Raw genomic sequence first — 23,862 nt, forward strand, 5'->3', positions numbered from 1 at the left:
ACACCACGATCTATCACATACCCAATTTGCTGAAGCGAGGCCAGCTGGCCACGACTCAGTACCCGAATTTCTTGACGACCATAGAGCATTGGAACCACCTGATCCCATCCCGAACTCAGCAGTGAAACGATGCATCGCCGATGGTAGTGTGGGGTTTCCCCATGTGAGAGTAGGTCATCGTCAAGATTAAATTCCAAAACCCCAATTGCGAAAGCAGTTGGGGTTTTGTTTTGGGCGCTCGAAAATCTGGTGGGGCGTCGATCATGACTGATATCCAGCCTTTCTATGCAATGACCCTGCGCATGGCTATCATGCGTGCCTCATTCTGTGGCGATATGTGCATGCTGACGTTGTTGAAACTTCTGAAAGATGGTCGCTTTCATTCTGGAGAAGCGCTTGGTGCCGCCCTAGGCGTCAGTCGCAGTGCCGTGTGGAAGCAGCTTCAGCATCTTGAGGCAGAATTGAATCTCCCCATTCATAAGATCCGGGGGCGCGGATATAGATTGGCTGCGCCATTGATGTTTTTGAATGCGCAGGAAATTTCTCAGAGGGCGGGTTCCTTGGCTTGGCCCGTTCACATTTTCGACTCCATTGACTCCACTAATGCTGAGGCTTTACGTCTTGTCGATGCGGGCAGTGCGGCTCCTTTTATTGTGCTAGCGGAGCAGCAGACGGCTGGTAGGGGGCGACGAGGCCGCAAATGGGTCAGTCCATTTGCGCAAAACGTTTACTACAGCCTTGTATTGCGTGTTGAGGGCGGCCTGCGGCAACTGGAAGGGCTGAGTCTGGTGGTGGGGTTGGCAGTCCTGCAGGCTCTGCGTGAGTCGGGCGTGGAGGGCGCAGCTTTGAAGTGGCCAAACGACGTCCTGGTTGGGCACAAGAAAATCTCAGGCATCTTGCTTGAGTTGGTGGGAGATCCCGCAGATATCTGTCACGTTGTGCTAGGGATAGGTATCAATGTGAATATGCAGAAGGCTGTAGAGGTTGATCAGCAGTGGACCTCGATGCAGCTCGAGACGGGCTCTTCTGTTGATCGCAATCACCTGGTGGCGCGACTGGGCTTGCAACTACAAGCCTACCTGGAGCGACACAAGGCTGCGGGTTTTGCCGGGCTGCAAGCAGAATGGCAGCAGCATCACGCGTGGCAAGGGAAGTGTGTGTCGCTTATCGCGGGCGTCAATCGGATTGATGGGGTTGTGCTCGGTGTGGATTGTCAGGGCGCGTTGCGTTTGGATGTCGGTGGCGTTGAGAAAATATACAGCGGTGGTGAGCTAAGCCTGAGGTTGCGTGATGATTCTTGAGCTCGACTGTGGAAATAGCTTTATCAAGTGGCGTGTTCTTGAGTCGAGTGATGCAAGTGTCCGCGCCGAAGGCATCGCAGGTTCGGATATTGCGCTGATCGACAGTTTGGTGGCTTTGCCTGGTCTATTGCTCACGCGTTGTCGGTTGGTGAGTGTTCGCGCGCTTGAGGAGACCGATAAGTTGATAGCCGCGTTGGTAGGGGCATTTGGCGTTGCTGTTTCCTGTGCCACCTCTGCTCGAGAAATGAGCGGAGTGCGCAACGGCTACGAAGACTTCCAGCGCCTAGGAATGGATCGATGGCTGGCCATGCTAGGCGCGTTCAAGTTGGCGTCAGGTGCATGCCTGATACTCGATTTTGGTACGGCGGCGACCGCAGATTTTATCGGTCCGGACGGTGAGCACCTGGGCGGTTTTATTTGTCCGGGTATACCGCTTATGCGTAATCAACTGCGAACCCATACTCGCAAGATACGCTACGACGACGCGGCCGCTGAGCGGGCGCTGGAGCGTCTCTCTCCAGGTCGCACGACCGTAGAGGCCGTCGAGCGTGGTTGTACGCTCATGCTTAGAGGTTTCGTGCTGACTCAGCTCGAGTTGGCGCGAGGCTATTGGGGGGAGGATTTCACGGTCTTCCTCACTGGAGGCGACGCCGACCTGGTCAGGGATGCTGCGCCGCAGGCTCGGCTGGTCCCGGACTTGGTGTTTGTTGGTTTGGCGATGGCGTGTCCTTTGTCTTGAGGTGATTATGCGCTGGCTGTTTTTACTTTTACTGGTTCTCAATGTTTTTTATTACGTCTGGCATCAGCAAGAGGCGCCATTGCGGGCCAAGGATGTCACGCCCTTGAATCTCCATCGAGGAGCGCAGCAAGATATTCGCCTCTTGAGTGAGTCGGCAGATGCGGTGGCTCGGCGTGATCGAGAGAGGTCGGCGGAGGCGCAGAATACCTGCTTGTACATCGGTGGTTTCTCGGATCGACGCCAAGCCTCTTCTCTTGAGCAGAGGCTCACGAGCCTGGATATAAAGGTCACGGTCCAGTTGCTGAATGCACAGAGCGCCTCGGGTTATTGGTTGCGTGTGGCCCCTGAAAGCCGTCGCCTGGCTGACGATCTGCCCTTTGAAAGCCTTGCTAATGAATTCAATGAGTTAAAACATAAAATAATGCTGTGCGAAGGCATTGCAACTCTCGAATAGTTTGCATAGAATGGCGCCCGCTTCGCAGTGAAGACCTTTAAGGGCTACAGTGCAAAGCTACCGTCAATGCAGCTAACCTCATAATTTAAATGAGAAAATGCTTGACAGAAGGTCGGCGTGATGTAAAATGCCGGCTCGCTTAGGAGGGGTTCCCGAGCGGCCAAAGGGATCAGACTGTAAATCTGACGTCTACGACTTCGAAGGTTCGAATCCTTCCCCCTCCACCATTTTTAGCGTGAGCTGCAAGCTCCGCGGGTATAGTTTAGTGGTAGAACCTCAGCCTTCCAAGCTGATGATGCGGGTTCGATTCCCGCTACCCGCTCCAAGTTTGCAGGTTGTGCAAGATGTTTCGCTCTTGTAGCTCAGTTGGTAGAGCACACCCTTGGTAAGGGTGAGGTCAGCGGTTCAAATCCGCTCAAGAGCTCCATATGACAAGGCAGATATGAAAATATCTGCCTTTGTTTTAACAGCTGCCTCGGCTTGAATGTTGTTCGATGTTTCAGGTCTTGTGGGGTTGGTTGTTGTAAAGTCTTTTTCAGGCCTGCATAATGGTCGGCCTGATTTTGTTTTAGGTCAGTAGCTCAATTGGCAGAGCGACGGTCTCCAAAACCGTAGGTTGGGGGTTCGATTCCCTCCTGACCTGCCAGATTCACGTGGTGTGTCTGGCTTTCTTTTCACAGGATCTTCATAGATGACTCCTAAGGCTGAAGCTCAAAGCTCTCGTTTCGATCTGGTAAAGTGGCTCGCTGTAGTCGCCTTGGTGGTCGTAGGCGTTGTTGGCAATCAGTACTATTCTGCTTCGCCGATCCTGTACCGTGTACTCGCTTTGCTTGCCCTCGCTGCTGTAGCTGCCTTTGTAGGCCTGCAGACTGCCAAAGGCAAGTCCTTCGCGGTACTGGTTAAGGAAGCTCGCACCGAAATCCGTAAAGTCGTTTGGCCGACTCGCCAAGAAACCACTCAGACCACATTGATTGTCGTGGCTGTTGTTCTGGTTATGGCGTTGCTGTTGTGGGGGCTTGATTCCCTGCTCGGCTGGCTTGTTTCCTTGATTGTTGGCTAAGGGTGTCCCGTGGCTAAGCGTTGGTACGTTGTGCATGCTTACTCGGGTTACGAGAAGCATGTTATGCGCTCTTTGCTGGAGCGCGTAAAGCTGGCAGGCATGGAAGATGGCTTCGGCGAAATTCTGGTTCCCACTGAAGAAGTGGTTGAAATGCGGAATGGGCAGAAGCGCAAAAGCGAACGCAAGTTCTTCCCTGGCTACGTGCTGGTACAAATGGACATGAACGAAGGTACTTGGCACTTGGTCAAGGATACCCCTCGCGTCATGGGCTTTATTGGCGGTACTGCCGACAAGCCTGCTCCGATCACCGACAAAGAGGCGGAAGCAATTCTGCGTCGTGTTGCTGACGGTAGCGACAAGCCCAAGCCGAAGACATTGTTCGAGCCGGGTGAGGTTGTTCGCGTTACAGACGGTCCGTTCGCTGATTTTAACGGTACGGTCGAAGAAGTTAACTACGAAAAGAGCCGGATCCAAGTGGCAGTGCTCATTTTCGGTCGCTCTACCCCGGTAGAGTTGGAGTTCAGTCAGGTCGAAAAGGTCTAGCTGGGCAAGCATCCCAACCCCGCAGCCTAGGCTGTGGGGTTTTGTCGTCACTGGGATAAACGCGCAAGTAACCGGGGAGCCTTTCGAGGCGTTTGAACCCGTAATTGGAGTGCCTCATGGCCAAGAAGATTACCGCTTACATCAAGCTGCAAGTGAAGGCCGCTCAGGCCAACCCTAGCCCACCCGTCGGTCCAGCTCTGGGTCAGCACGGCGTGAACATCATGGAATTCTGCAAGGCCTTCAACGCCCGTACTCAGGGTCTTGAGCCAGGTCTGCCGACTCCAGTGATCATCACTGTATACAGCGACCGTAGCTTCACCTTCGAAACCAAGTCGACCCCGGCTTCGGTTTTGCTGAAGAAAGCTGCCGGTCTGACCAGCGGTTCCGCTCGTCCTAACACCGTTAAGGTTGGCACTGTAACCCGTGCTCAGCTGGAAGAAATCGCGAAAACCAAAAACGCGGATCTGACTGCAGCTGATATGGATGCAGCCGTGCGTACCATCGCCGGTTCTGCTCGTAGCATGGGCCTTAACGTGGAGGGTGTGTAATGGCTAAGCTGACCAAGCGCCAAAAGGCTATCGCCGGCAAAATCGAAGCGGGCAAGTCCTACAACTTCGTAGACGCTGCTGCCCTGCTGACCGAGCTGTCGACTGTCAAGTTCAGCGAGTCTGTTGACGTTGCTGTGAACCTGGGCGTTGACCCACGTAAATCCGACCAGGTCGTTCGTAGCGCTACTGTGCTGCCACACGGTACTGGCAAGACTGTACGTGTTGCCGTCTTCACCCAAGGCCCAGCTGCTGAAGCTGCTCTGGCCGCTGGTGCTGATCGCGTTGGCATGGATGACCTGGCTGCCGAAATGAAAGGCGGCGACCTGAACTATGACGTCGTAATTGCTTCCCCGGATGCAATGCGCGTTGTAGGTCAGTTGGGTCAGATCCTCGGTCCACGTGGCCTGATGCCTAACCCTAAAGTCGGCACCGTAACTCCAGACGTAGCTACCGCGGTTAAAAACGCCAAGGCTGGTCAGGTTCGTTATCGCACCGACAAAAACGGCATCATTCACACCTCCGTTGGCAAAGTCGGCTTCGATGCCGTCAAGCTGAAGGAAAACGTTGAAGCCCTGATCGCTGATCTGAAGCGTATCAAGCCTGCTTCCTCGAAAGGTATCTACGTCAAGCGCGTTACCCTGAGCACCACTATGGGCCCAGGTCTGGTCATCGACCAAGGCTCGCTGGACGTATAAGACATAAATTGGCGCGAGCAATTGCGCCAATTGAAAGATTGGGGTCCCTGCCTGGCGGGGGCTATCCAAGACCGTAGGCGACGCAAGTCTTAAACCAACAAGCCTACGCAGATGGTGCTCCCGGTTCCTTACCGAATCAGACACCAAAACGACATCAGGCCTAGGCCAGATGAAACGGTAACAAGCAGGAGTTAAACCCGTGGCAATTAATCTCGAAGACAAGAAGGCCATCGTCGCTGAAGTCAACGAGGCTGCCAAAGCTGCTCTGTCCGCTGTCGTGGCTGATGCCCGTGGTGTGACAGTAGGCGCTATGACCGGACTCCGTAAAGAGGCTCGTGAAGCTGGCGTATACGTACGTGTTGTACGTAACACCCTGCTCAAGCGCGCCGTTGCTGACACTGAATACAGTGTTCTCAACGACGTGTTCACTGGCCCGACTCTGATCGCGTTCTCTAAAGATCATCCAGGCGCTGCTGCCCGTTTGTTCAAGGAATTCGCCAAGAGTCAGGATAAGTTCGAGATCAAGGCAGCTGCGTTCGAGGGCAAGTTCCTCGCAGCTAACCAAATCGACGTACTGGCAACACTGCCGACCCGCGACGAAGCCATTTCGCAGCTGATGAGCGTGATTCAAGGCGCTACCAGCAAGCTGGCTCGTACTCTGGCTGCAGTTCGCGAGCAAAAAGAAGCTGCCGCAGCCTAAGGCTGAGCAACCTCTCTCGCGTATTTTTGTTTATTTCGATGGCCGCGTAGGCCGTCCCCCAATTCAGGAAATACAGCAATGTCTATCTCCCAAGACGATATCCTCAACGCCGTAGCTGAAATGTCGGTTCTGCAGGTTGTTGAGCTGATCAAAGCTTTCGAAGAAAAATTCGGCGTTTCCGCTGCCGCTGCTTCCGCCGGTCCAGCTGCTGCTGCTGCCGTTGTTGAAGAGCAAACCGAATTCAACGTCATGCTGACCGAAGCTGGCGAGAAGAAAGTAAACGTGATCAAGGCAGTACGTGAACTGACCGGTCTGGGCCTGAAAGAAGCCAAGGCTGTAGTTGACGGCGCTCCTGCCATGGTTCTGGAAGCTGTTACTAAAGACGCAGCTGACAAAGCCAAAGCTACTCTGGAAGAAGCAGGCGCTAAAGTCGAGCTGAAGTAAGCATCGACCTTGCGTCTCCAGCCCAAGCGTTAAGCTGAAGGCTGATGGCTGGTGGCTCTTGCCACCGGCCTTTTTCCGTTCTTGGCTGTCGACTCGGTCGCCGCCATTAACGCGCTGTAGCCACCCGAAGCGGTGGTGCAAACCATGGGGTTTGCAAGATTTTCTGGCTGCTCCCGTCGGAGGGGCCAAACAAGCAGGTGACCAAGCTGGGGAACGCTGATGGCTTACTCATATACTGAGAAAAAACGTATCCGCAAGGACTTTAGCAAGTTGCCGGACGTCATGGATGTCCCGTACCTTCTGGCTATCCAGCTGGATTCGTATCGTGAATTCTTGCAGGCGGGAGCGACCAAAGATCAGTTCCGCGACGTGGGCCTGCATGCGGCCTTCAAATCCGTTTTCCCGATCATCAGCTACTCCGGCAATGCTGCGCTGGAGTACGTCGGTTATCGCCTGGGCGAACCGGCATTTGATGTCAAAGAATGCGTGTTGCGTGGCGTTACGTACGCCGTACCTTTGCGGGTAAAAGTCCGTCTGATCATTTTCGACAAAGAATCGTCGAACAAAGCGATCAAGGACATCAAAGAGCAAGAAGTCTACATGGGCGAAATCCCACTGATGACTGAAAACGGTACCTTCGTAATCAACGGTACCGAGCGTGTAATCGTTTCCCAGCTGCACCGTTCCCCGGGCGTGTTCTTCGACCACGACCGCGGCAAGACGCACAGCTCCGGCAAACTCCTGTACTCCGCGCGGATCATTCCGTACCGCGGTTCGTGGTTGGACTTCGAGTTCGACCCGAAAGACTGCGTGTTCGTGCGTATCGACCGTCGTCGCAAGCTGCCGGCCTCGGTATTGCTGCGCGCGCTCGGTTACACCACTGAGCAAGTGCTGGATGCTTTCTATACCACCAACGTATTCAGCCTGAAGGATGAAACCCTCAAGCTGGAGCTGATCGCTTCGCGTCTGCGTGGTGAAATTGCTGTACTGGACATCCAGGACGAAAAAGGCAAGGTCATCGTTGAGGCTGGCCGTCGTATCACTGCGCGCCACATCAACCAGATCGAAAAAGCCGGTATCAAAGAGCTGGAAGTGCCACTGGACTACGTCCTGGGTCGCACTACCGCCAAGGTCATCGTTCACCCGGCTACAGGCGAAATCCTGGCTGAGTGCAACACCGAGCTGAACACCGAGATCCTGGCCAAGATCGCCAAGGCCCAGGTTGTTCGCATCGAGACCCTGTACACCAACGATATCGACTGCGGTCCGTTCATCTCCGACACACTGAAGATCGACTCCACCAGCAACCAATTGGAAGCGCTGGTCGAGATCTATCGCATGATGCGTCCTGGTGAGCCGCCAACCAAAGACGCTGCCGAAACCCTGTTCAACAACCTGTTCTTCAGCCCTGAGCGTTATGACCTGTCTGCGGTCGGCCGGATGAAGTTCAACCGTCGTATCGGTCGTACCGAGATCGAAGGTTCGGGCGTGCTGTGCAAGGAAGACATCGTCGCGGTATTGAAGACCCTGGTTGACATCCGTAACGGCAAAGGCATCGTCGATGACATCGACCACCTGGGTAACCGTCGTGTTCGCTGCGTGGGCGAAATGGCCGAGAACCAGTTCCGCGTTGGTCTGGTACGTGTTGAGCGTGCGGTCAAAGAGCGTCTGTCGATGGCTGAAAGCGAAGGCCTGATGCCGCAAGACCTGATCAACGCCAAGCCAGTGGCTGCGGCGGTGAAAGAGTTCTTCGGTTCCAGCCAGCTTTCGCAGTTCATGGACCAGAACAATCCGCTCTCCGAGATCACCCACAAGCGCCGTGTTTCTGCACTGGGCCCGGGCGGTCTGACCCGTGAGCGTGCTGGCTTTGAAGTCCGTGACGTACACCCGACGCATTACGGTCGTGTATGCCCGATCGAAACGCCGGAAGGTCCGAACATCGGTCTGATCAACTCCCTGGCTGCCTATGCGCGCACCAACCAGTACGGCTTCCTCGAAAGCCCATACCGTGTGGTGAAAGACGCCCTGGTCACCGACGAGATCGTATTCCTGTCCGCCATCGAAGAAGCTGATCACGTGATCGCTCAGGCTTCGGCCACGATGAACGACAAGAAAGTCCTGGTCGACGAGCTGGTAGCTGTTCGTCACTTGAACGAGTTCACCGTCAAGGCGCCGGAAGACGTCACCTTGATGGACGTTTCTCCGAAGCAGGTAGTTTCGGTTGCAGCGTCGCTGATCCCGTTCCTGGAACACGATGACGCCAACCGTGCGTTGATGGGGTCCAACATGCAGCGTCAAGCTGTACCGACCCTGCGTGCTGACAAGCCGCTGGTAGGTACCGGCATGGAGCGCAACGTAGCACGTGACTCCGGCGTTTGCGTCGTGGCTCGTCGTGGCGGCGTGATCGACTCCGTTGATGCCAGCCGTATCGTGGTTCGTGTTGCCGATGACGAAGTAGAAACTGGCGAAGCCGGTGTCGACATCTACAACCTGACCAAATACACCCGCTCGAACCAGAACACCTGCATCAACCAGCGTCCGCTGGTGAGCAAGGGTGATCGCGTTCAGCGTAGCGACATCATGGCCGACGGCCCGTCCACCGACATGGGTGAACTGGCTCTCGGCCAGAACATGCGCATCGCGTTCATGGCATGGAACGGCTTCAACTTCGAAGACTCCATCTGCCTGTCCGAGCGTGTGGTTCAAGAAGACCGCTTCACCACGATCCACATCCAGGAACTGACCTGTGTGGCGCGTGATACCAAGCTTGGGCCTGAGGAAATCACTGCAGACATCCCGAACGTGGGTGAAGCTGCACTGAACAAGCTGGACGAAGCCGGTATCGTTTATGTTGGTGCTGAAGTTGGCGCTGGCGACATCCTGGTCGGTAAGGTCACTCCGAAAGGCGAGACCCAACTGACGCCGGAAGAGAAGCTGCTGCGCGCCATCTTCGGTGAAAAAGCCAGCGACGTTAAAGACACCTCCCTGCGTGTACCTACCGGTACCAAGGGTACGGTCATCGACGTACAGGTCTTCACCCGTGACGGCGTTGAGCGTGATGCTCGTGCACTGTCCATCGAGAAGACTCAGCTCGACGAGATCCGCAAGGACCTGAACGAAGAGTTCCGTATCGTTGAAGGCGCGACCTTCGAACGTCTGCGTTCCGCTCTGGTAGGCCACAAGGCTGAAGGCGGCGCAGGCCTGAAGAAAGGTCAGGACATCACCGACGAAATCCTCGACGGTCTTGAGCACGGGCAGTGGTTCAAACTGCGCATGGCTGAAGATGCTCTGAACGAGCAGCTCGAGAAGGCCCAGGCCTATATCGTTGATCGCCGCCGTCTGCTGGACGACAAGTTCGAAGACAAGAAGCGCAAACTGCAGCAGGGCGATGACCTGGCTCCAGGCGTGCTGAAAATCGTCAAGGTTTACCTGGCAATCCGTCGCCGCATCCAACCGGGCGACAAGATGGCCGGTCGTCACGGTAACAAGGGTGTGGTCTCTGTGATCATGCCGGTTGAAGACATGCCGCACGATGCCAATGGCACCCCGGTCGACGTCGTCCTCAACCCGTTGGGCGTACCTTCGCGTATGAACGTTGGTCAGATCCTTGAAACCCACCTGGGCCTCGCGGCCAAAGGTCTGGGCGAGAAGATCAACCGCATGATCGAAGAGCAGCGCAAAGTCGCAGACCTGCGTAAGTTCCTGCACGAGATCTACAACGAGATCGGCGGTCGCAACGAAGAGCTGGACACCTTCTCCGACCAGGAAATCCTGGATCTGGCGAAGAACCTGCGCGGCGGCGTTCCAATGGCTACCCCGGTGTTCGACGGTGCCAAGGAAAGCGAAATCAAGGCCATGCTGAAACTGGCAGACCTGCCAGAAAGCGGCCAGATGCAGCTGTTCGACGGCCGTACCGGCAACAAGTTCGAGCGCCCGGTTACTGTTGGCTACATGTACATGCTGAAGCTGAACCACTTGGTAGACGACAAGATGCACGCTCGTTCTACCGGTTCGTACAGCCTGGTTACCCAGCAGCCGCTGGGTGGTAAGGCTCAGTTCGGTGGTCAGCGTTTCGGGGAGATGGAGGTCTGGGCACTGGAAGCATACGGTGCTGCATACACTCTGCAAGAAATGCTCACAGTGAAGTCGGACGATGTGAACGGTCGTACCAAGATGTACAAAAACATCGTGGACGGCGATCACCGTATGGAGCCGGGCATGCCCGAGTCCTTCAACGTGTTGATCAAAGAAATTCGTTCCCTCGGCATCGATATCGATCTGGAAACCGAATAACACGTGACGCGAATCGAGAGCGGGGCTGTTTAGCCCGCTCTCTGCTCCGCCAGGAGGAAAGGCCTTGAAAGACCTACTGAATTTGCTGAAAAACCAGGGTCAAGTCGAAGAGTTCGACGCCATCCGTATTGGATTGGCATCGCCTGAGATGATCCGTTCGTGGTCGTTCGGTGAAGTTAAAAAGCCGGAAACCATCAACTACCGTACGTTCAAACCTGAGCGTGACGGCCTGTTCTGCGCCAAGATCTTTGGCCCGGTAAAGGATTACGAGTGCCTGTGCGGTAAGTACAAGCGCTTGAAGCACCGGGGTGTGATCTGTGAGAAGTGTGGCGTTGAAGTCGCACTGGCCAAGGTTCGTCGTGAGCGCATGGCGCACATCGAACTGGCTTCGCCGGTTGCCCACATCTGGTTCCTGAAATCGCTGCCGTCCCGTATCGGCTTGCTGATGGACATGACCCTGCGTGATATCGAACGTGTTCTCTACTTCGAGAGCTATGTCGTTATCGACCCAGGCATGACCACCCTTGAAAAAGGTCAGCTGCTGAACGACGAGCAGTACTTCGAAGCGCTGGAAGAGTTCGGCGACGATTTCGATGCCCGCATGGGTGCCGAAGCTGTCCGCGAACTGCTGCACGCTATCGACCTGGAGCACGAGATTGGTCGTCTGCGCGAAGAGATTCCGCAAACCAACTCCGAAACCAAGATCAAGAAACTGTCCAAGCGTCTGAAGTTGATGGAAGCCTTCCAGGGTTCCGGCAACTTGCCAGAGTGGATGGTGCTGACCGTTCTGCCGGTTCTGCCGCCAGACCTGCGTCCGCTGGTACCGTTGGACGGTGGTCGTTTCGCGACGTCCGACCTCAACGACCTGTACCGCCGCGTGATCAACCGTAACAACCGCTTGAAGCGCCTGCTTGATCTGTCCGCTCCGGACATCATCGTGCGCAACGAAAAGCGTATGTTGCAAGAAGCGGTTGATGCCCTGCTCGACAACGGTCGTCGTGGCCGCGCTATCACCGGTTCGAACAAGCGTCCTCTGAAATCCTTGGCTGACATGATCAAGGGTAAGCAAGGCCGTTTCCGTCAGAACTTGCTCGGTAAGCGTGTTGACTACTCCGGTCGTTCGGTAATTACCGTAGGCCCGACCCTGCGTCTGCACCAGTGCGGTCTGCCTAAGAAGATGGCACTCGAGCTGTTCAAGCCGTTCATCTTCGGCAAGCTTGAAATGCGCGGTCTTGCGACCACCATCAAAGCGGCCAAGAAAATGGTCGAGCGCGAACTGCCAGAGGTTTGGGACGTTCTCGCTGAAGTGATCCGCGAACACCCGGTTCTCCTCAACCGTGCACCGACCCTTCACCGTCTGGGTATCCAGGCGTTTGAACCTGTACTGATCGAAGGTAAGGCTATCCAGCTGCACCCTCTGGTCTGTGCTGCGTACAACGCCGACTTCGACGGCGACCAAATGGCCGTGCACGTACCGCTGACACTGGAAGCCCAGTTGGAAGCGCGTGCGTTGATGATGTCGACCAACAACATCCTGTCGCCAGCCAACGGTGAGCCAATCATCGTTCCGTCGCAGGACGTTGTATTGGGTCTGTACTACATGACTCGTGAAGCGATCAACGCCAAAGGCGAAGGTCGTGTGTTCGCTGACCTGCAAGAAGTTGACCGTGTGTTCCGTGCTGGCGAAGCCGCACTGCACGCCAAGGTCAAGGTGCGGATCCACGAAACCGTCAACGACCGTGACGGCGGCAGCGTGAGCAACACCCGTATCGTCGACACTACTGTCGGCCGTGCGCTGTTGTATCAGGTTGTGCCAAAAGGCCTGTCGTACGACGTCGTCAACCTGCCGATGAAGAAAAAGGCGATCTCCAAGCTGATCAACCAGTGCTACCGCGTGGTTGGTTTGAAAGAGACCGTTATCTTCGCTGACCAGTTGATGTACACAGGTTTCGCTTACTCGACTATCTCCGGCGTTTCCATCGGTGTTAACGACTTCGTTATCCCGGATGAAAAAGCTCGCATCATCAGTGCTGCCACTGACGAAGTGAAAGAGATCGAGAGCCAGTACGCCTCCGGCCTGGTAACCCAGGGCGAGAAGTACAACAAAGTGATCGACCTTTGGTCCAAGGCCAACGACGAAGTGTCCAAGGCGATGATGGCCAACCTCTCGAAAGAGAAAGTCATCGACCGTCACGGCGACGAAGTTGACCAAGAGTCCTTCAACTCGATGTACATGATGGCCGACTCGGGCGCACGGGGTTCTGCTGCGCAGATACGTCAGCTCGCCGGTATGCGTGGCCTGATGGCCAAGCCGGACGGTTCCATCATCGAAACGCCGATCACTGCGAACTTCCGTGAAGGTTTGAGCGTACTTCAGTACTTCATCTCCACTCACGGTGCTCGTAAGGGTCTTGCGGATACCGCGTTGAAAACCGCTAACTCCGGTTACCTGACTCGTCGTCTGGTAGACGTTGCACAAGATCTGGTTGTAACCGAGATCGATTGCGGCACCGAGCACGGCCTGCTGATGACGCCGCACATTGAAGGCGGTGACGTTGTAGAGCCGCTGGGTGAGCGCGTATTGGGTCGTGTTATTGCCCGTGACGTATTCAAGCCAGGTACCGAGGAAGTTATCGTTCCTGCCGGCACCCTGGTTGACGAGAAGTGGGTCGAGTTCATCGAACTCAACAGCATCGACGAAGTGATCGTTCGCTCGCCGATCAGCTGCGAAACCCGCTACGGCATCTGCGCCAAGTGCTATGGCCGTGACTTGGCTCGTGGTCACCAGGTGAACATCGGTGAAGCGGTCGGCGTTATCGCTGCCCAGTCCATCGGTGAGCCGGGTACCCAGCTGACCATGCGTACGTTCCACATCGGTGGTGCGGCAAGCCGGACCTCCGCAGCCGACAGCGTTCAGGTGAAGAATGGCGGTACCGTCCGCCTGCATAACCTCAAGCACGTTGAGCGAGTGGATGGTCACCTGGTTGCTGTGTCCCGTTCCGGTGAGCTGGCCATCGCTGATGACTACGGTCGTGAGCGTGAGCGTTACAAGCTGCCGTACGGTGCTGTGATTTCGGTTAAAGAAGGTGACAAGGTCGACGCTGGCGCAATCGTGGCCAAGTGGGATCCGCACACTCACCCAATCGTTACCGAAATGAAAGGTACCGTGACCTACGTGGGCATGGAAGAAGGCATCACGATCAAGCGTCAGACTGACGAATTGACCGGTATGACCAACATTGAAGTACTCGACGCCAAAGATCGTCCAGCTGCTGGTAAGGACATCCGTCCTGCCGTGAAGATGGTCGATGACAACGGCAAGGATCTGTTGCTGCCAGGCACTGACGTAATCGCTCAGTACTTCCTGCCAGCCAACGCCCTGGTCGGTGTAGCGGATGGTGCGAAGATCGCGATCGGTGATGTTATCGCGCGTATCCCGCAAGAAACTTCGAAGACCCGTGACATCACCGGTGGTCTGCCGCGTGTTGCCGACTTGTTCGAAGCTCGTCGTCCGAAAGAAGCGTCGATTCTGGCTGAAGTCAGCGGCACCATCGCGTTCGGTAAAGAAACCAAAGGCAAGCGCCGTCTGGTTATTACCCCGAACGACGGTAGCGATCCGTATGAAGAGCTGATTCCGAAGTGGCGTCACCTGAACGTGTTCGAAGGCGAACAGGTAAACCGCGGCGAAGTTATCTCCGACGGTCCGAGCGATCCACACGACATCCTGCGTCTGCTGGGTGTGAGTGCGCTGGCCAAGTACATCGTTAACGAGATCCAGGACGTTTACCGTCTGCAAGGCGTGAAGATCAACGACAAGCACATCGAGACCATCCTGCGTCAGATGCTGCGTAAAGTTGAAATCGCTGAATCCGGCGATTCCAGTTTCATCAAGGGCGACCAGATGGAACTGACTCACGTACTGGTAGAAAACGAGCGCCTGGCGAACGAAGAGAAGTTTGTCTCCAAGTTCACTCGCGTGCTGCTGGGTATCACCAAGGCGTCGTTGTCCACTGAGTCGTTCATCTCGGCGGCCTCCTTCCAAGAGACCACTCGCGTACTGACCGAAGCAGCGGTAACCGGCAAGCGCGATTACCTGCGCGGCCTGAAAGAAAACGTAGTCGTGGGTCGTCTGATCCCGGCAGGTACCGGTTTGGCTTACCACAGCGAGCGTAAGCGTCGCCGTGATGCTGACAAGCCGCTGCGCGTAAGCGCCAGTGAAGTGGAAGCTGCACTGACCGAAGCGCTGAACTCAAGCGGTAACTGAGTTCTGCGATAGATGAGTCTGGGCCCTGGCACTCCCGTTCGTCGGATCGAGGCATTTTTGCCCCGGTTCGACGCGAGGGGAGGTCGGGGCCTTGCCTTGACTGGGGACAAGATCCTCTTTAGACTCTTGTACCCCTAAATTTGGCGGGAATTCGTTCCTGCCATTTTGCTTTTCTTGCAAGACAATAGCGTCGCAAGACAACAGTGGAGCTAGTAGATGGCAACTATCAACCAGCTGGTACGTCAGCCGCGTAAGCGTATCGTCGAGAAATCCGACGTACCTGCGCTGCAGAACTGCCCGCAACGTCGTGGCGTATGCACCCGTGTGTATACCACCACGCCGAAAAAACCTAACTCGGCACTGCGTAAAGTATGCCGTGTGCGTCTGACCAACGGTTTCGAGGTTTCCTCGTACATCGGCGGTGAAGGCCACAACCTGCAAGAGCACAGCGTGGTACTGATCCGCGGCGGTCGTGTAAAAGACTTGCCAGGTGTTCGTTATCACACCGTACGCGGTTCCTTGGATACTTCCGGCGTTAAAGGTCGTAACCAGGGTCGTTCGAAGTACGGTACCAAGAAGCCTAAGTAGTAGCGGCTTTTTGTAAACCTGAATCATCTTATTTTCTGAGTCGATAAGAGTAAGGTCGGAGGCGTCCCGAAAGGGCACCGATTCCGAGCGAACCTGAAGACCGTTTGAGGGCTTATCCATGCCAAGAAGACGCGTAGCAGCCAAGCGCGAAGTGCTTGACGATCCAAAATACGGAAGCCAAATCCTGGCCAAGTTCATGAACCACGTGATGGAAAGCGGCAAGAAAGCCGTTGCCGAGCGTATCGTTTATGGCGCGCTGGAAAAGGTTAAAGAACGCAAGAACAGCGACCCCCTGGAAATCTTCGAGAAAGCTCTCGACGCCATCGCTCCGCTGGTCGAAGTGAAGTCGCGCCGTGTAGGCGGTGCTACTTACCAGGTTCCGGTTGAAGTTCGCCCGTCCCGTCGTAACGCTCTGGCAATGCGCTGGTTGGTAGACTTCGCCCGTAAGCGCGGCGAGAAGTCTATGGCTCTGCGTTTGGCCGGCGAACTGTTGGACGCTGCTGAAGGTAAAGGTGCTGCTGTTAAGAAGCGTGAAGACGTGCACCGTATGGCTGAAGCCAACAAAGCTTTCTCGCACTACCGCTTCTAATTTTAGCTTCACTAATTTTGCGAGGGCTTTATGGCTCGTACTACTCCGATTAGCCGCTACCGTAACATCGGTATCGTCGCTCACGTGGATGCTGGTAAAACCACCACCACCGAGCGCGTACTGTTTTACACCGGCAAAAGTCACAAAATGGGCGAGGTGCATGACGGCGCCGCGACCACAGACTGGATGGTTCAGGAGCAGGAGCGTGGTATTACCATTACTTCTGCTGCTATTACCGCCTTCTGGAAAGGTTCCGAGAAGCAGTACAAAGACGAGCATCGCTTCAACGTAATCGATACCCCGGGCCACGTAGACTTCACCATTGAAGTTGAACGTTCCCTGCGCGTACTCGACGGCGCTGTCGTTGTGTTCTGCGGCACCTCGGGTGTTGAGCCTCAGTCGGAAACCGTATGGCGTCAAGCCAACAAGTACGGTGTTCCACGTCTTGTTTATGTAAACAAGATGGACCGTGCTGGTGCCAACTTCCTGCGCGTGATCGGTCAGATCAAGCAGCGTCTGGGTCACACTCCGGTGCCTATCCAGTTGGCTATCGGTTCCGAAGACAACTTCCAGGGTCAGATCGATCTGATCAACATGGAAGCTGTTTACTGGAATGATTCCGACAAGGGTATGGTTCCTGTTCGTAAGCCTATCCCTGAAGAACTTCAGGAACTGGCTGACGAGTGGCGCAACAATATGGTTGAGGCTGCTGCCGAAGCCAGCGAAGAGCTGATGAACAAATACCTCGAAGGTGAAGAGCTCACCAACGTGGAAATCAAGGCCGCTCTGCGTCAGCGTACTATCGCTGGTGAGATCGTCTTGGCTGTTTGCGGTTCCTCGTTCAAGAACAAGGGTGTTCCCCTGGTTCTCGACGCCGTTATCGACTACCTGCCTGCTCCAACCGACATTCCTGCTATCAAGGGTTCCAACCCTGATAACGAGGAAGAAGAAATGGAGCGTCACGCCGATGACAACGAGCCGTTCTCGGCTCTGGCGTTCAAGATCGCTACCGACCCATTCGTGGGTACTTTGACCTTCGTTCGCGTTTACTCGGGCGTGTTGGCCTCCGGCGACGGCGTGATCAACTCGGTTAAAGGCAAGAAAGAGCGCGTGGGTCGTATGGTGCAAATGCACGCAAACGCCCGTGAAGAGATCAAGGAAGTACGCGCTGGTGACATCGCGGCCCTGATCGGCATGAAGGACGTCACCACTGGTGAGACTTTGTGCGACGCTGCCAAGCCAATCATCCTGGTTCGCATGGACTTCCCGGAGCCGGTTATTTCGGTTGCCGTAGAGCCTAAGACCAAGGATGACCAGGAAAAAATGGGTATCGCTCTGGGCAAGCTTGCTCAGGAAGATCCATCTTTCCGCGTCAAGACTGATGAAGAGACTGGTCAAACGATCATCTCCGGCATGGGCGAGCTGCACTTGGACATCCTGGTTGACCGGATGCGCCGTGAGTTCAACGTCGAAGCCAACATCGGTAAGCCTCAGGTTTCCTATCGTGAGCGCATCACGAAGAACTGTGAAATCGAAGGCAAGTTCGTTCGTCAATCCGGCGGTCGTGGTCAGTTCGGTCACTGCTGGATCCGTTTTGCTCCTGCTGACGAAGGTCAGGAAGGTCTGCAATTCGTGAACGAAGTAGTAGGTGGTGTTGTTCCTAAGGAATACATCCCTGCTATCCAGAAGGGTATCGAAGAGCAGATGAAGAACGGTGTTGTTGCCGGCTATCCGCTGATCGGCCTGAAAGCAACCGTTTTTGACGGTTCTTACCACGACGTCGACTCCAACGAGATGGCGTTTAAGGTGGCTGCTTCCATGGCAACCAAGCAACTGGCCCAGAAGGGCGGTGGTGAGTTGCTTGAGCCAATCATGGCGGTAGAAGTTGTTACACCTGAAGACTATATGGGTGATGTCATGGGCGACCTTAACCGTCGTCGCGGCATGATCTTGGGTATGGAAGACACGGTTTCCGGCAAAGTGATTCGCGCCGAGGTTCCGTTGGGTGAGATGTTCGGTTATGCGACCGACGTTCGCTCCATGTCCCAGGGTCGCGCAAGCTACTCTATGGAATTCAAAAAATACAACACAGCTCCGGCGCACATCGCTGAAACTGTATCCAAAAAACAAGGCTGATTCAGTCCTTTAGGCAAGGAGTTAATTGTCGTGGCTAAAGAAAAATTTGATCGTTCCCTACCGCACGTAAACGTTGGCACCATCGGCCACGTTGACCACGGTAAAACCACTCTGACCGCTGCTCTGACTCGCGTCTGCTCCGAAGTTTTCGGTTCGGCTCGTGTTGACTTCGACAAGATCGACAGCGCACCAGAAGAAAAAGCTCGTGGTATCACCATCAACACCGCGCACGTTGAGTACAACTCGACTATTCGTCACTACGCTCACGTTGACTGCCCAGGTCACGCTGACTACGTGAAGAACATGATCACTGGTGCTGCCCAGATGGACGGCGCTATCCTGGTTTGCTCGGCCGCTGATGGTCCGATGCCACAAACCCGTGAGCACATCCTGCTGTCCCGCCAGGTTGGCGTTCCGTACATCGTGGTTTTCCTGAACAAGGCTGACCTGGTAGACGACGCTGAGCTGCTGGAACTGGTTGAGATGGAAGTGCGCGATCTGCTGAGCACTTACGACTTCCCGGGCGACGACACTCCGATCATCATCGGTTCTGCTCGTATGGCTCTGGAAGGCAACGACGAAAACGAAATGGGCACCACTGCCGTTCGTAAACTGGTTGAAACTCTGGACAGCTACATCCCAGAACCAGTTCGTCTGACCGACAAGCCGTTCCTGATGCCAATCGAAGACGTATTCTCGATCTCCGGTCGCGGTACTGTTGTGACTGGTCGTATCGAGCGCGGTATCGTTCGCGTTCAGGATCCACTGGAAATCGTTGGTCTGCGTGACACTACTGTCACCACCTGCACCGGTGTTGAAATGTTCCGCAAACTGCTCGACGAAGGTCGTGCTGGCGAGAACTGCGGCGTTCTGCTGCGTGGTACCAAGCGTGACGACGTTGAGCGTGGCCAGGTTCTGGTTAAGCCGGGTTCGGTCAAGCCGCACACCAAGTTCACCGCAGAAGTTTATGTTCTGAGCAAAGAAGAAGGCGGCCGTCATACTCCGTTCTTCAAAGGCTACCGTCCACAGTTCTACTTCCGTACTACTGACGTGACCGGTAACTGCGAATTGCCAGAAGGCGTTGAAATGGTAATGCCAGGCGATAACATTCAAATGACTGTTACCCTGATCAAAACCATCGCAATGGAAGACGGTCTGCGCTTCGCTATCCGTGAAGGCGGCCGTACCGTTGGTGCTGGCGTTGTAGCTAAAATCATCGAGTAATCTCTCTTTTGAGTGAGCTCTGATGTTTTGAAAAGGCCCCCGCTTAGCGGGGGCCTTTTTTATTGGGTTGACACCTATCTAGGGCGTCTATAGAATTGCGCCTCCTTTTAACGGGCGTATTGCGCCCGGTGGGAATAGCAGCCGGAGTCTGAAATCCAATGCAAAATCAGCAAATCCGTATCAGGTTGAAGGCTTTTGACCATCGCCTGATCGACCAATCCACCCAGGAAATCGTGGAAACCGCGAAACGTACTGGTGCTCAAGTGCGTGGTCCAATTCCACTGCCTACCCGTAAAGAGCGGTTCACCGTTCTGGTCTCCCCGCACGTCAACAAAGACGCGCGTGACCAGTACGAGATCCGTACTCATAAGCGCGTACTGGACATCGTCCAGCCAACGGATAAAACCGTTGATGCACTTATGAAGCTCGATCTGGCGGCCGGTGTGGAAGTACAGATCAGCCTCGGCTAAGACTTGGGTCTTAGTCGTGTAACGCTCTGAAATGGGCGGCCATAGCGGGTGAAAGCCCCGTACACTCATGAGGTTTACAACATGACTATTGGTGTAGTCGGTCGTAAATGCGGTATGACCCGTATTTTCACCGAAGAAGGTGTCTCCATTCCGGTCACGGTCATTGAGATCGAACCGAATCGCGTCACCCAGTTCAAAACTGAAGAAACCGATGGCTATCGTGCAGTGCAAGTCACTGTCGGCGAGCGTCGTGCTTCGCGCGTGACTGCTGCTCAAGCAGGTCACTTCGCTAAAGCAAACGTTGCAGCTGGTCGTACTGTCATGGAGTTCCGTCTTGAAGACGGCGACTACCAGGCTGGCGATCTGATCAACGCTGAAATCTTCGCCGCTGGTCAACTGGTTGATGTAACCGGTCAGTCCAAGGGTAAAGGCTTCCAGGGTACGATCAAGCGTTGGAATTTCCGTGGTCAAGACAACACTCACGGTAACTCCGTTTCCCACCGCGTCCCGGGCTCTATTGGCCAGTGCCAGACTCCTGGTCGTGTATTCAAGGGCAAAAAAATGTCCGGTCATATGGGCGCTGAGCGCGTGACCGTGCAGTCCCTCGAAGTAGTGCGCGTCGACGCTGAACGCAATCTGTTGTTGGTCAAGGGTGCTGTTCCTGGCGCTACTGGCGGCAACCTGGTTGTACGTCCAGCGGCCAAGGCTCGCGGTTAAGGGGAAGCTGACATGCAATTAAATGTAAATGACGCTCAAGCGATCGAAGTTTCCGAACTGACATTTGGCGGCGAATTCAACGAGACGCTCGTTCACCAAGCAGTCGTGGCCTACATGGCCGGCGGCCGTCAAGGTAGCAAGCAGCAAAAGACCCGTTCCGACGTACGTGGTGGCGGTAAGCGCCCTTGGCGTCAGAAAGGCACTGGCCGTGCTCGTGCCGGTACTATCCGTAGCCCAATCTGGCGTGGCGGCGGTACCACTTTCGCAGCTCGTCCACAGGATCACTCTCAGAAGCTCAACAAGAAGATGTACCGCGCAGCACTGCGCTCCATCCTTGCTGAACTCGTGCGTACTGATCGTCTGGTCGTGGTTCAGGACTTCGCTGTTGAAAGTCCAAAAACCAAAGATCTGCTGGGCAAACTGAACAACATGAGCCTGACCGACGTTTTGATCGTGTCCGAAGCTGTTGATCAGAACCTGTACCTGGCTGCTCGCAACCTGCCACACGTTGATGTACGTGACGTGCAAGGTTCCGATCCAGTTAGTCTGATCGCATACGACAAGGTGTTGATCACCGTGTCGGCCGTGAAGAAATTCGAGGAGCTGCTGGGATGAACCAGGAACGCGTATTTAAAGTTCTGCTTGGCCCGCACGTTTCCGAAAAGGCTACGGTTCTGGCTGACAAGAAAGGCCAGTTCGTTTTCAAGGTTGCAACTGACGCAACCAAGCTGGAAATCAAGAAGGCCGTCGAAAGCCTGTTCAGCGTGAAAGTAGAGCGTGTTACTACCCTGAATGTTCTGGGTAAGAGCAAGCGCACTGCTCGCGGTCTGGGCAAGCGTAATGACTGGAAGAAGGCGGTTATCTCCCTTCAGCCAGGCCAAGATCTCGATTTCAGCAGCAGTGCTGAGTAAGGAAGGGGTGCATCATGGCAATCGTTAAATGCAAACCGACTTCCCCTGGCCGCCGTTTTGTGGTCAAGGTGGTCAACCAGGAGCTGCATAAAGGCGCTCCTCACGCACCGCTGCTCGAGAAAAAATCGAAGTCTGGTGGTCGTAACAACAATGGTCGTATTACCACTCGTCACATCGGTGGTGGCCATAAGCAGCATTATCGTCTGGTCGACTTCCGTCGCAACGACAAAGATGGCATCGCTGCCACTGTCGAGCGTATCGAATACGATCCAAACCGTACTGCTCACATCGCTCTGCTGCTGTACGCAGATGGCGAGCGTCGCTACATCATCGCCCCTAAAGGCGTGAGTGCTGGCGACCAGCTGATCGCAGGTGCTCTGGCACCGATCAAGCCGGGCAACGCTCTGCAACTGCGTAACATTCCAGTTGGTAGCACCGTACACGGCATCGAATTGAAGCCAGGTAAAGGCGCACAGATCGCTCGTTCCGCTGGTGCTTCGGCTCAGTTGATCGCTCGTGAAGGTGTCTACGTGACCCTGCGTCTGCGTTCTGGTGAGATGCGTAAAGTACTGGCTGAATGCCGTGCGACCCTGGGCGAAGTCTCGAACTCCGAGCACAGCCTGCGTTCGTTGGGTAAAGCTGGTGCCAAACGCTGGCGTGGCGTTCGCCCAACCGTTCGTGGTGTTGCCATGAACCCGGTTGACCACCCACACGGTGGTGGTGAAGGTCGTACCTCTGGTGGTCGTCATCCGGTATCGCCATGGGGCTTCCCGACTAAGGGCGCGAAGACTCGTGGTAATAAGCGTACCGACAAAATGATCGTCCGTCGTCGCAAGTAAATAGAGGGATACGACAGTGCCACGTTCTCTGAAAAAAGGTCCTTTTATTGATCTTCACCTACTGAAGAAGATCGAAGTGGCGGCGGAAAAGAACGATCGCAAACCAGTTAAGACCTGGTCGCGTCGTTCGATGATCCTGCCACAAATGGTCGGTCTGACCATCGCAGTACACAACGGTCGTCAACACGTCCCAGTTCTCGTTAACGAAGACATGGTCGGCCACAAACTGGGCGAGTTTGCCGGTACCCGCACTTATCGTGGGCACGTGGCAGACAAGAAAGCCAAGCGTTAAGGGGTTAGGAAATGGAAGTAGCCGCTAAGTTGTCGGGCGCTCGAATCTCCGCCCAGAAAGCCCGCTTGGTCGCCGACCAGATCCGCGGGAAGAAGGTGGGCGAAGCGCTCAACCTGTTGGCTTTCAGCAGTAAGAAAGCCGCCGAGATCATGAAGAAAGTGCTGGAGTCGGCCGTAGCCAACGCCGAGCATAACGAAGGCGCAGACGTTGATGACCTGAAGGTCAGCACCGTTTTCGTCAACGAAGGGCGTTCGCTGAAGCGCATCATGCCACGTGCCAAAGGCCGTGCTGATCGCATCGTCAAGCGGTCTTGCCATATCACTGTCAAGGTTGCTGACAAGTAACGGAGTCGAAGAGATGGGTCAGAAAGTACATCCCATTGGCATTCGCCTGGGAATCGTCAAGGAGCACACCTCCGTCTGGTACGCAGACGGTCGGACTTATGCGGACTATTTGTTCGCTGATCTGAAGGTGCGTGAGTATCTCCAAGACAAACTAAAAAGCGCGTCCGTAAGCCGTATCGATATCCATCGTCCGGCGCAAACTGCACGTATCACCATCCACACCGCTCGTCCAGGTATCGTTATCGGGAAGAAAGGTGAAGATGTTGAGAAACTGCGTCAGGACCTGACCAAGCAAATGGGTGTGCCTGTGCACATCAATATCGAAGAGATCCGCAAGCCGGAGCTCGACGGTATGCTGGTTGCGCAGAGCGTAGCTCAGCAGCTGGAGCGTCGCGTAATGTTCCGTCGCGCTATGAAGCGCGCCGTACAGAACGCCATGCGCATTGGTGCCAAAGGCATCAAAATCCAAGTGAGCGGTCGTCTCGGCGGTGCTGAAATCGCACGTACTGAATGGTATCGCGAAGGTCGTGTGCCACTGCACACCCTGCGTGCCGACATCGACTATGCCAACTACGAAGCTCACACCACTTACGGTGTGATCGGTGTAAAGGTTTGGATCTTCAAAGGCGAAGTAATTGGTGGTCGCCAAGAAGAACTGAAACCACAAGCACCAGCGCCTCGTAAAAAAGCTGCTAAGTAAGGGGTACGCCA

General features: G+C 55.1%; 23 protein-coding genes, 4 tRNA genes and 1 rRNA gene. All 28 read left to right on the top strand.

The features are described 5' to 3' along the window. Positions 1-70: 70 nt before the first annotated feature. The 28 genes from rrf to rpsC all read left to right on the top strand — a co-directional run bounded on the left by rrf (position 71) and on the right by rpsC (position 23,851). A 5S ribosomal RNA gene (rrf, locus tag HU730_RS24450) occupies positions 71-186 on the top strand. Positions 187-341: 155 nt separating this feature from the next. Next, positions 342-1,301, top strand: a complete 960-nt coding sequence (gene birA, locus HU730_RS24455) for a bifunctional biotin--[acetyl-CoA-carboxylase] ligase/biotin operon repressor BirA (protein ID WP_186527229.1) — start codon at positions 342-344, stop codon at positions 1,299-1,301. After that, on the top strand, positions 1,291-2,040 hold the full coding sequence (locus tag HU730_RS24460) for a pantothenate kinase (protein WP_034125917.1): 750 nt from the start codon (positions 1,291-1,293) through the stop codon (positions 2,038-2,040). The genes birA and HU730_RS24460 overlap by 11 nt, the downstream gene beginning before the upstream one ends. 7 nt (positions 2,041-2,047) lie before the next feature. Then, positions 2,048-2,494, top strand: coding sequence for a hypothetical protein (locus HU730_RS24465; protein WP_034125918.1), 447 nt, complete (start codon positions 2,048-2,050; stop codon positions 2,492-2,494). Positions 2,495-2,636: 142 nt separating this feature from the next. Then, positions 2,637-2,721 (top strand) — tRNA-Tyr (locus HU730_RS24470). Between the two features lie 24 nt (positions 2,722-2,745). Continuing rightward, positions 2,746-2,819 (top strand) — tRNA-Gly (locus tag HU730_RS24475). Positions 2,820-2,845: 26 nt separating this feature from the next. Then, positions 2,846-2,921 (top strand) — tRNA-Thr (locus HU730_RS24480). 143 nt (positions 2,922-3,064) lie between these two features. Continuing rightward, positions 3,065-3,140 (top strand) — tRNA-Trp (locus tag HU730_RS24485). A gap of 45 nt (positions 3,141-3,185) precedes the next feature. After that, complete coding sequence (secE, locus tag HU730_RS24490; RefSeq protein ID WP_003194658.1) at positions 3,186-3,554, top strand: preprotein translocase subunit SecE; 369 nt, start codon at positions 3,186-3,188, stop codon at positions 3,552-3,554. A 9-nt stretch (positions 3,555-3,563) separates the two neighbouring features. After that, entirely contained in the window at positions 3,564-4,097 is a 534-nt protein-coding gene (gene nusG, locus HU730_RS24495; RefSeq protein ID WP_003176436.1) for a transcription termination/antitermination protein NusG, read from the top strand. A gap of 116 nt (positions 4,098-4,213) precedes the next feature. Further along, positions 4,214-4,645, top strand: coding sequence for a 50S ribosomal protein L11 (gene rplK, locus HU730_RS24500; protein ID WP_003176435.1), 432 nt, complete (start codon positions 4,214-4,216; stop codon positions 4,643-4,645). Continuing rightward, a complete protein-coding gene (gene rplA, locus HU730_RS24505) occupies positions 4,645-5,340 on the top strand; it encodes a 50S ribosomal protein L1 (RefSeq protein WP_003176434.1) in 696 nt (231 codons plus the stop codon). The genes rplK and rplA overlap by 1 nt, the downstream gene beginning before the upstream one ends. A gap of 199 nt (positions 5,341-5,539) precedes the next feature. Next, complete coding sequence (rplJ, locus tag HU730_RS24510) at positions 5,540-6,040, top strand: 50S ribosomal protein L10 (protein WP_003232405.1); 501 nt, start codon at positions 5,540-5,542, stop codon at positions 6,038-6,040. A 78-nt stretch (positions 6,041-6,118) separates the two neighbouring features. Beyond that, the gene (gene rplL, locus HU730_RS24515; RefSeq protein WP_020302454.1) at positions 6,119-6,484 is read left to right on the top strand and encodes a 50S ribosomal protein L7/L12; all 366 of its coding nucleotides are present in this window, start codon (positions 6,119-6,121) and stop codon (positions 6,482-6,484) included. Positions 6,485-6,703: 219 nt separating this feature from the next. Beyond that, entirely contained in the window at positions 6,704-10,777 is a 4,074-nt protein-coding gene (gene rpoB / locus HU730_RS24520; protein WP_010206926.1) for a DNA-directed RNA polymerase subunit beta, read from the top strand. Positions 10,778-10,841: 64 nt separating this feature from the next. After that, positions 10,842-15,041 carry a DNA-directed RNA polymerase subunit beta' gene (gene rpoC, locus HU730_RS24525; RefSeq protein ID WP_003194653.1) on the top strand — a complete coding sequence of 1,400 codons (4,200 nt, stop codon included), beginning with the start codon at positions 10,842-10,844 and terminating at the stop codon, positions 15,039-15,041. A 216-nt stretch (positions 15,042-15,257) separates the two neighbouring features. Continuing rightward, positions 15,258-15,629 (top strand): 30S ribosomal protein S12, encoded by a 372-nt coding sequence (gene rpsL, locus HU730_RS24530; protein ID WP_002555494.1) that lies wholly within the window; start codon positions 15,258-15,260, stop codon positions 15,627-15,629. 118 nt (positions 15,630-15,747) lie between these two features. After that, positions 15,748-16,218: a 30S ribosomal protein S7 gene (gene rpsG / locus HU730_RS24535; RefSeq protein ID WP_002555493.1), complete on the top strand. Its 471-nt coding sequence runs from the start codon at positions 15,748-15,750 to the stop codon at positions 16,216-16,218. Between the two features lie 30 nt (positions 16,219-16,248). After that, complete coding sequence (fusA, locus tag HU730_RS24540; protein ID WP_003194651.1) at positions 16,249-18,354, top strand: elongation factor G; 2,106 nt, start codon at positions 16,249-16,251, stop codon at positions 18,352-18,354. Positions 18,355-18,384: 30 nt separating this feature from the next. Beyond that, positions 18,385-19,578 (top strand): elongation factor Tu, encoded by a 1,194-nt coding sequence (gene tuf / locus HU730_RS24545; RefSeq protein ID WP_005791980.1) that lies wholly within the window; start codon positions 18,385-18,387, stop codon positions 19,576-19,578. A 158-nt stretch (positions 19,579-19,736) separates the two neighbouring features. Beyond that, positions 19,737-20,048 carry a 30S ribosomal protein S10 gene (gene rpsJ, locus HU730_RS24550; protein WP_003186070.1) on the top strand — a complete coding sequence of 104 codons (312 nt, stop codon included), beginning with the start codon at positions 19,737-19,739 and terminating at the stop codon, positions 20,046-20,048. Between the two features lie 81 nt (positions 20,049-20,129). Then, positions 20,130-20,765 carry a 50S ribosomal protein L3 gene (rplC, locus tag HU730_RS24555; RefSeq protein WP_003194649.1) on the top strand — a complete coding sequence of 212 codons (636 nt, stop codon included), beginning with the start codon at positions 20,130-20,132 and terminating at the stop codon, positions 20,763-20,765. A 12-nt stretch (positions 20,766-20,777) separates the two neighbouring features. Beyond that, positions 20,778-21,380, top strand: coding sequence for a 50S ribosomal protein L4 (gene rplD / locus HU730_RS24560; RefSeq protein ID WP_003176424.1), 603 nt, complete (start codon positions 20,778-20,780; stop codon positions 21,378-21,380). Next, complete coding sequence (rplW, locus tag HU730_RS24565) at positions 21,377-21,676, top strand: 50S ribosomal protein L23 (RefSeq protein ID WP_002555488.1); 300 nt, start codon at positions 21,377-21,379, stop codon at positions 21,674-21,676. Before rplD ends, rplW begins: the two co-directional genes overlap by 4 nt. 14 nt (positions 21,677-21,690) lie before the next feature. Then, positions 21,691-22,515, top strand: a complete 825-nt coding sequence (rplB, locus tag HU730_RS24570; protein ID WP_003186055.1) for a 50S ribosomal protein L2 — start codon at positions 21,691-21,693, stop codon at positions 22,513-22,515. Positions 22,516-22,531: 16 nt separating this feature from the next. Next, complete coding sequence (gene rpsS, locus HU730_RS24575) at positions 22,532-22,807, top strand: 30S ribosomal protein S19 (protein WP_002555486.1); 276 nt, start codon at positions 22,532-22,534, stop codon at positions 22,805-22,807. An 11-nt stretch (positions 22,808-22,818) separates the two neighbouring features. Continuing rightward, positions 22,819-23,151, top strand: a complete 333-nt coding sequence (gene rplV / locus HU730_RS24580) for a 50S ribosomal protein L22 (protein WP_003103908.1) — start codon at positions 22,819-22,821, stop codon at positions 23,149-23,151. A 13-nt stretch (positions 23,152-23,164) separates the two neighbouring features. Beyond that, the gene (rpsC, locus tag HU730_RS24585) at positions 23,165-23,851 is read left to right on the top strand and encodes a 30S ribosomal protein S3 (protein WP_003176422.1); all 687 of its coding nucleotides are present in this window, start codon (positions 23,165-23,167) and stop codon (positions 23,849-23,851) included. Positions 23,852-23,862 lie beyond the last annotated feature (11 nt).

Origin of the sequence: Pseudomonas sp. SWRI22 (genome assembly GCF_014268395.2) — a bacterium.
Lineage (GTDB): Bacteria > Pseudomonadota > Gammaproteobacteria > Pseudomonadales > Pseudomonadaceae > Aquipseudomonas > Aquipseudomonas paracarnis.

Bases quoted from the DNA above. Each gene is read 5' to 3' on its own strand.
- rplK (WP_003176435.1), top strand. From the start codon at position 4,214: ATGGCCAAGAAGATTACCGCTTACATCAAGCTGCAAGTGAAGGCCGCT.
- rpsC (WP_003176422.1), top strand. From the start codon at position 23,165: ATGGGTCAGAAAGTACATCCCATTGGCATTCGCCTGGGAATCGTCAAG.
- rplW (WP_002555488.1), top strand. From the start codon at position 21,377: ATGAACCAGGAACGCGTATTTAAAGTTCTGCTTGGCCCGCACGTTTCC.
- rpsG (WP_002555493.1), top strand. From the start codon at position 15,748: ATGCCAAGAAGACGCGTAGCAGCCAAGCGCGAAGTGCTTGACGATCCA.
- rplL (WP_020302454.1), top strand. From the start codon at position 6,119: ATGTCTATCTCCCAAGACGATATCCTCAACGCCGTAGCTGAAATGTCG.
- rplB (WP_003186055.1), top strand. From the start codon at position 21,691: ATGGCAATCGTTAAATGCAAACCGACTTCCCCTGGCCGCCGTTTTGTG.
- HU730_RS24460 (WP_034125917.1), top strand. From the start codon at position 1,291: ATGATTCTTGAGCTCGACTGTGGAAATAGCTTTATCAAGTGGCGTGTT.
- rplV (WP_003103908.1), top strand. From the start codon at position 22,819: ATGGAAGTAGCCGCTAAGTTGTCGGGCGCTCGAATCTCCGCCCAGAAA.
- HU730_RS24465 (WP_034125918.1), top strand. From the start codon at position 2,048: ATGCGCTGGCTGTTTTTACTTTTACTGGTTCTCAATGTTTTTTATTAC.
- rpsL (WP_002555494.1), top strand. From the start codon at position 15,258: ATGGCAACTATCAACCAGCTGGTACGTCAGCCGCGTAAGCGTATCGTC.
- birA (WP_186527229.1), top strand. From the start codon at position 342: ATGCTGACGTTGTTGAAACTTCTGAAAGATGGTCGCTTTCATTCTGGA.
- rplC (WP_003194649.1), top strand. From the start codon at position 20,130: ATGACTATTGGTGTAGTCGGTCGTAAATGCGGTATGACCCGTATTTTC.
- rplD (WP_003176424.1), top strand. From the start codon at position 20,778: ATGCAATTAAATGTAAATGACGCTCAAGCGATCGAAGTTTCCGAACTG.
- rpsJ (WP_003186070.1), top strand. From the start codon at position 19,737: ATGCAAAATCAGCAAATCCGTATCAGGTTGAAGGCTTTTGACCATCGC.
- rplA (WP_003176434.1), top strand. From the start codon at position 4,645: ATGGCTAAGCTGACCAAGCGCCAAAAGGCTATCGCCGGCAAAATCGAA.
- secE (WP_003194658.1), top strand. From the start codon at position 3,186: ATGACTCCTAAGGCTGAAGCTCAAAGCTCTCGTTTCGATCTGGTAAAG.
- rpoB (WP_010206926.1), top strand. From the start codon at position 6,704: ATGGCTTACTCATATACTGAGAAAAAACGTATCCGCAAGGACTTTAGC.
- fusA (WP_003194651.1), top strand. From the start codon at position 16,249: ATGGCTCGTACTACTCCGATTAGCCGCTACCGTAACATCGGTATCGTC.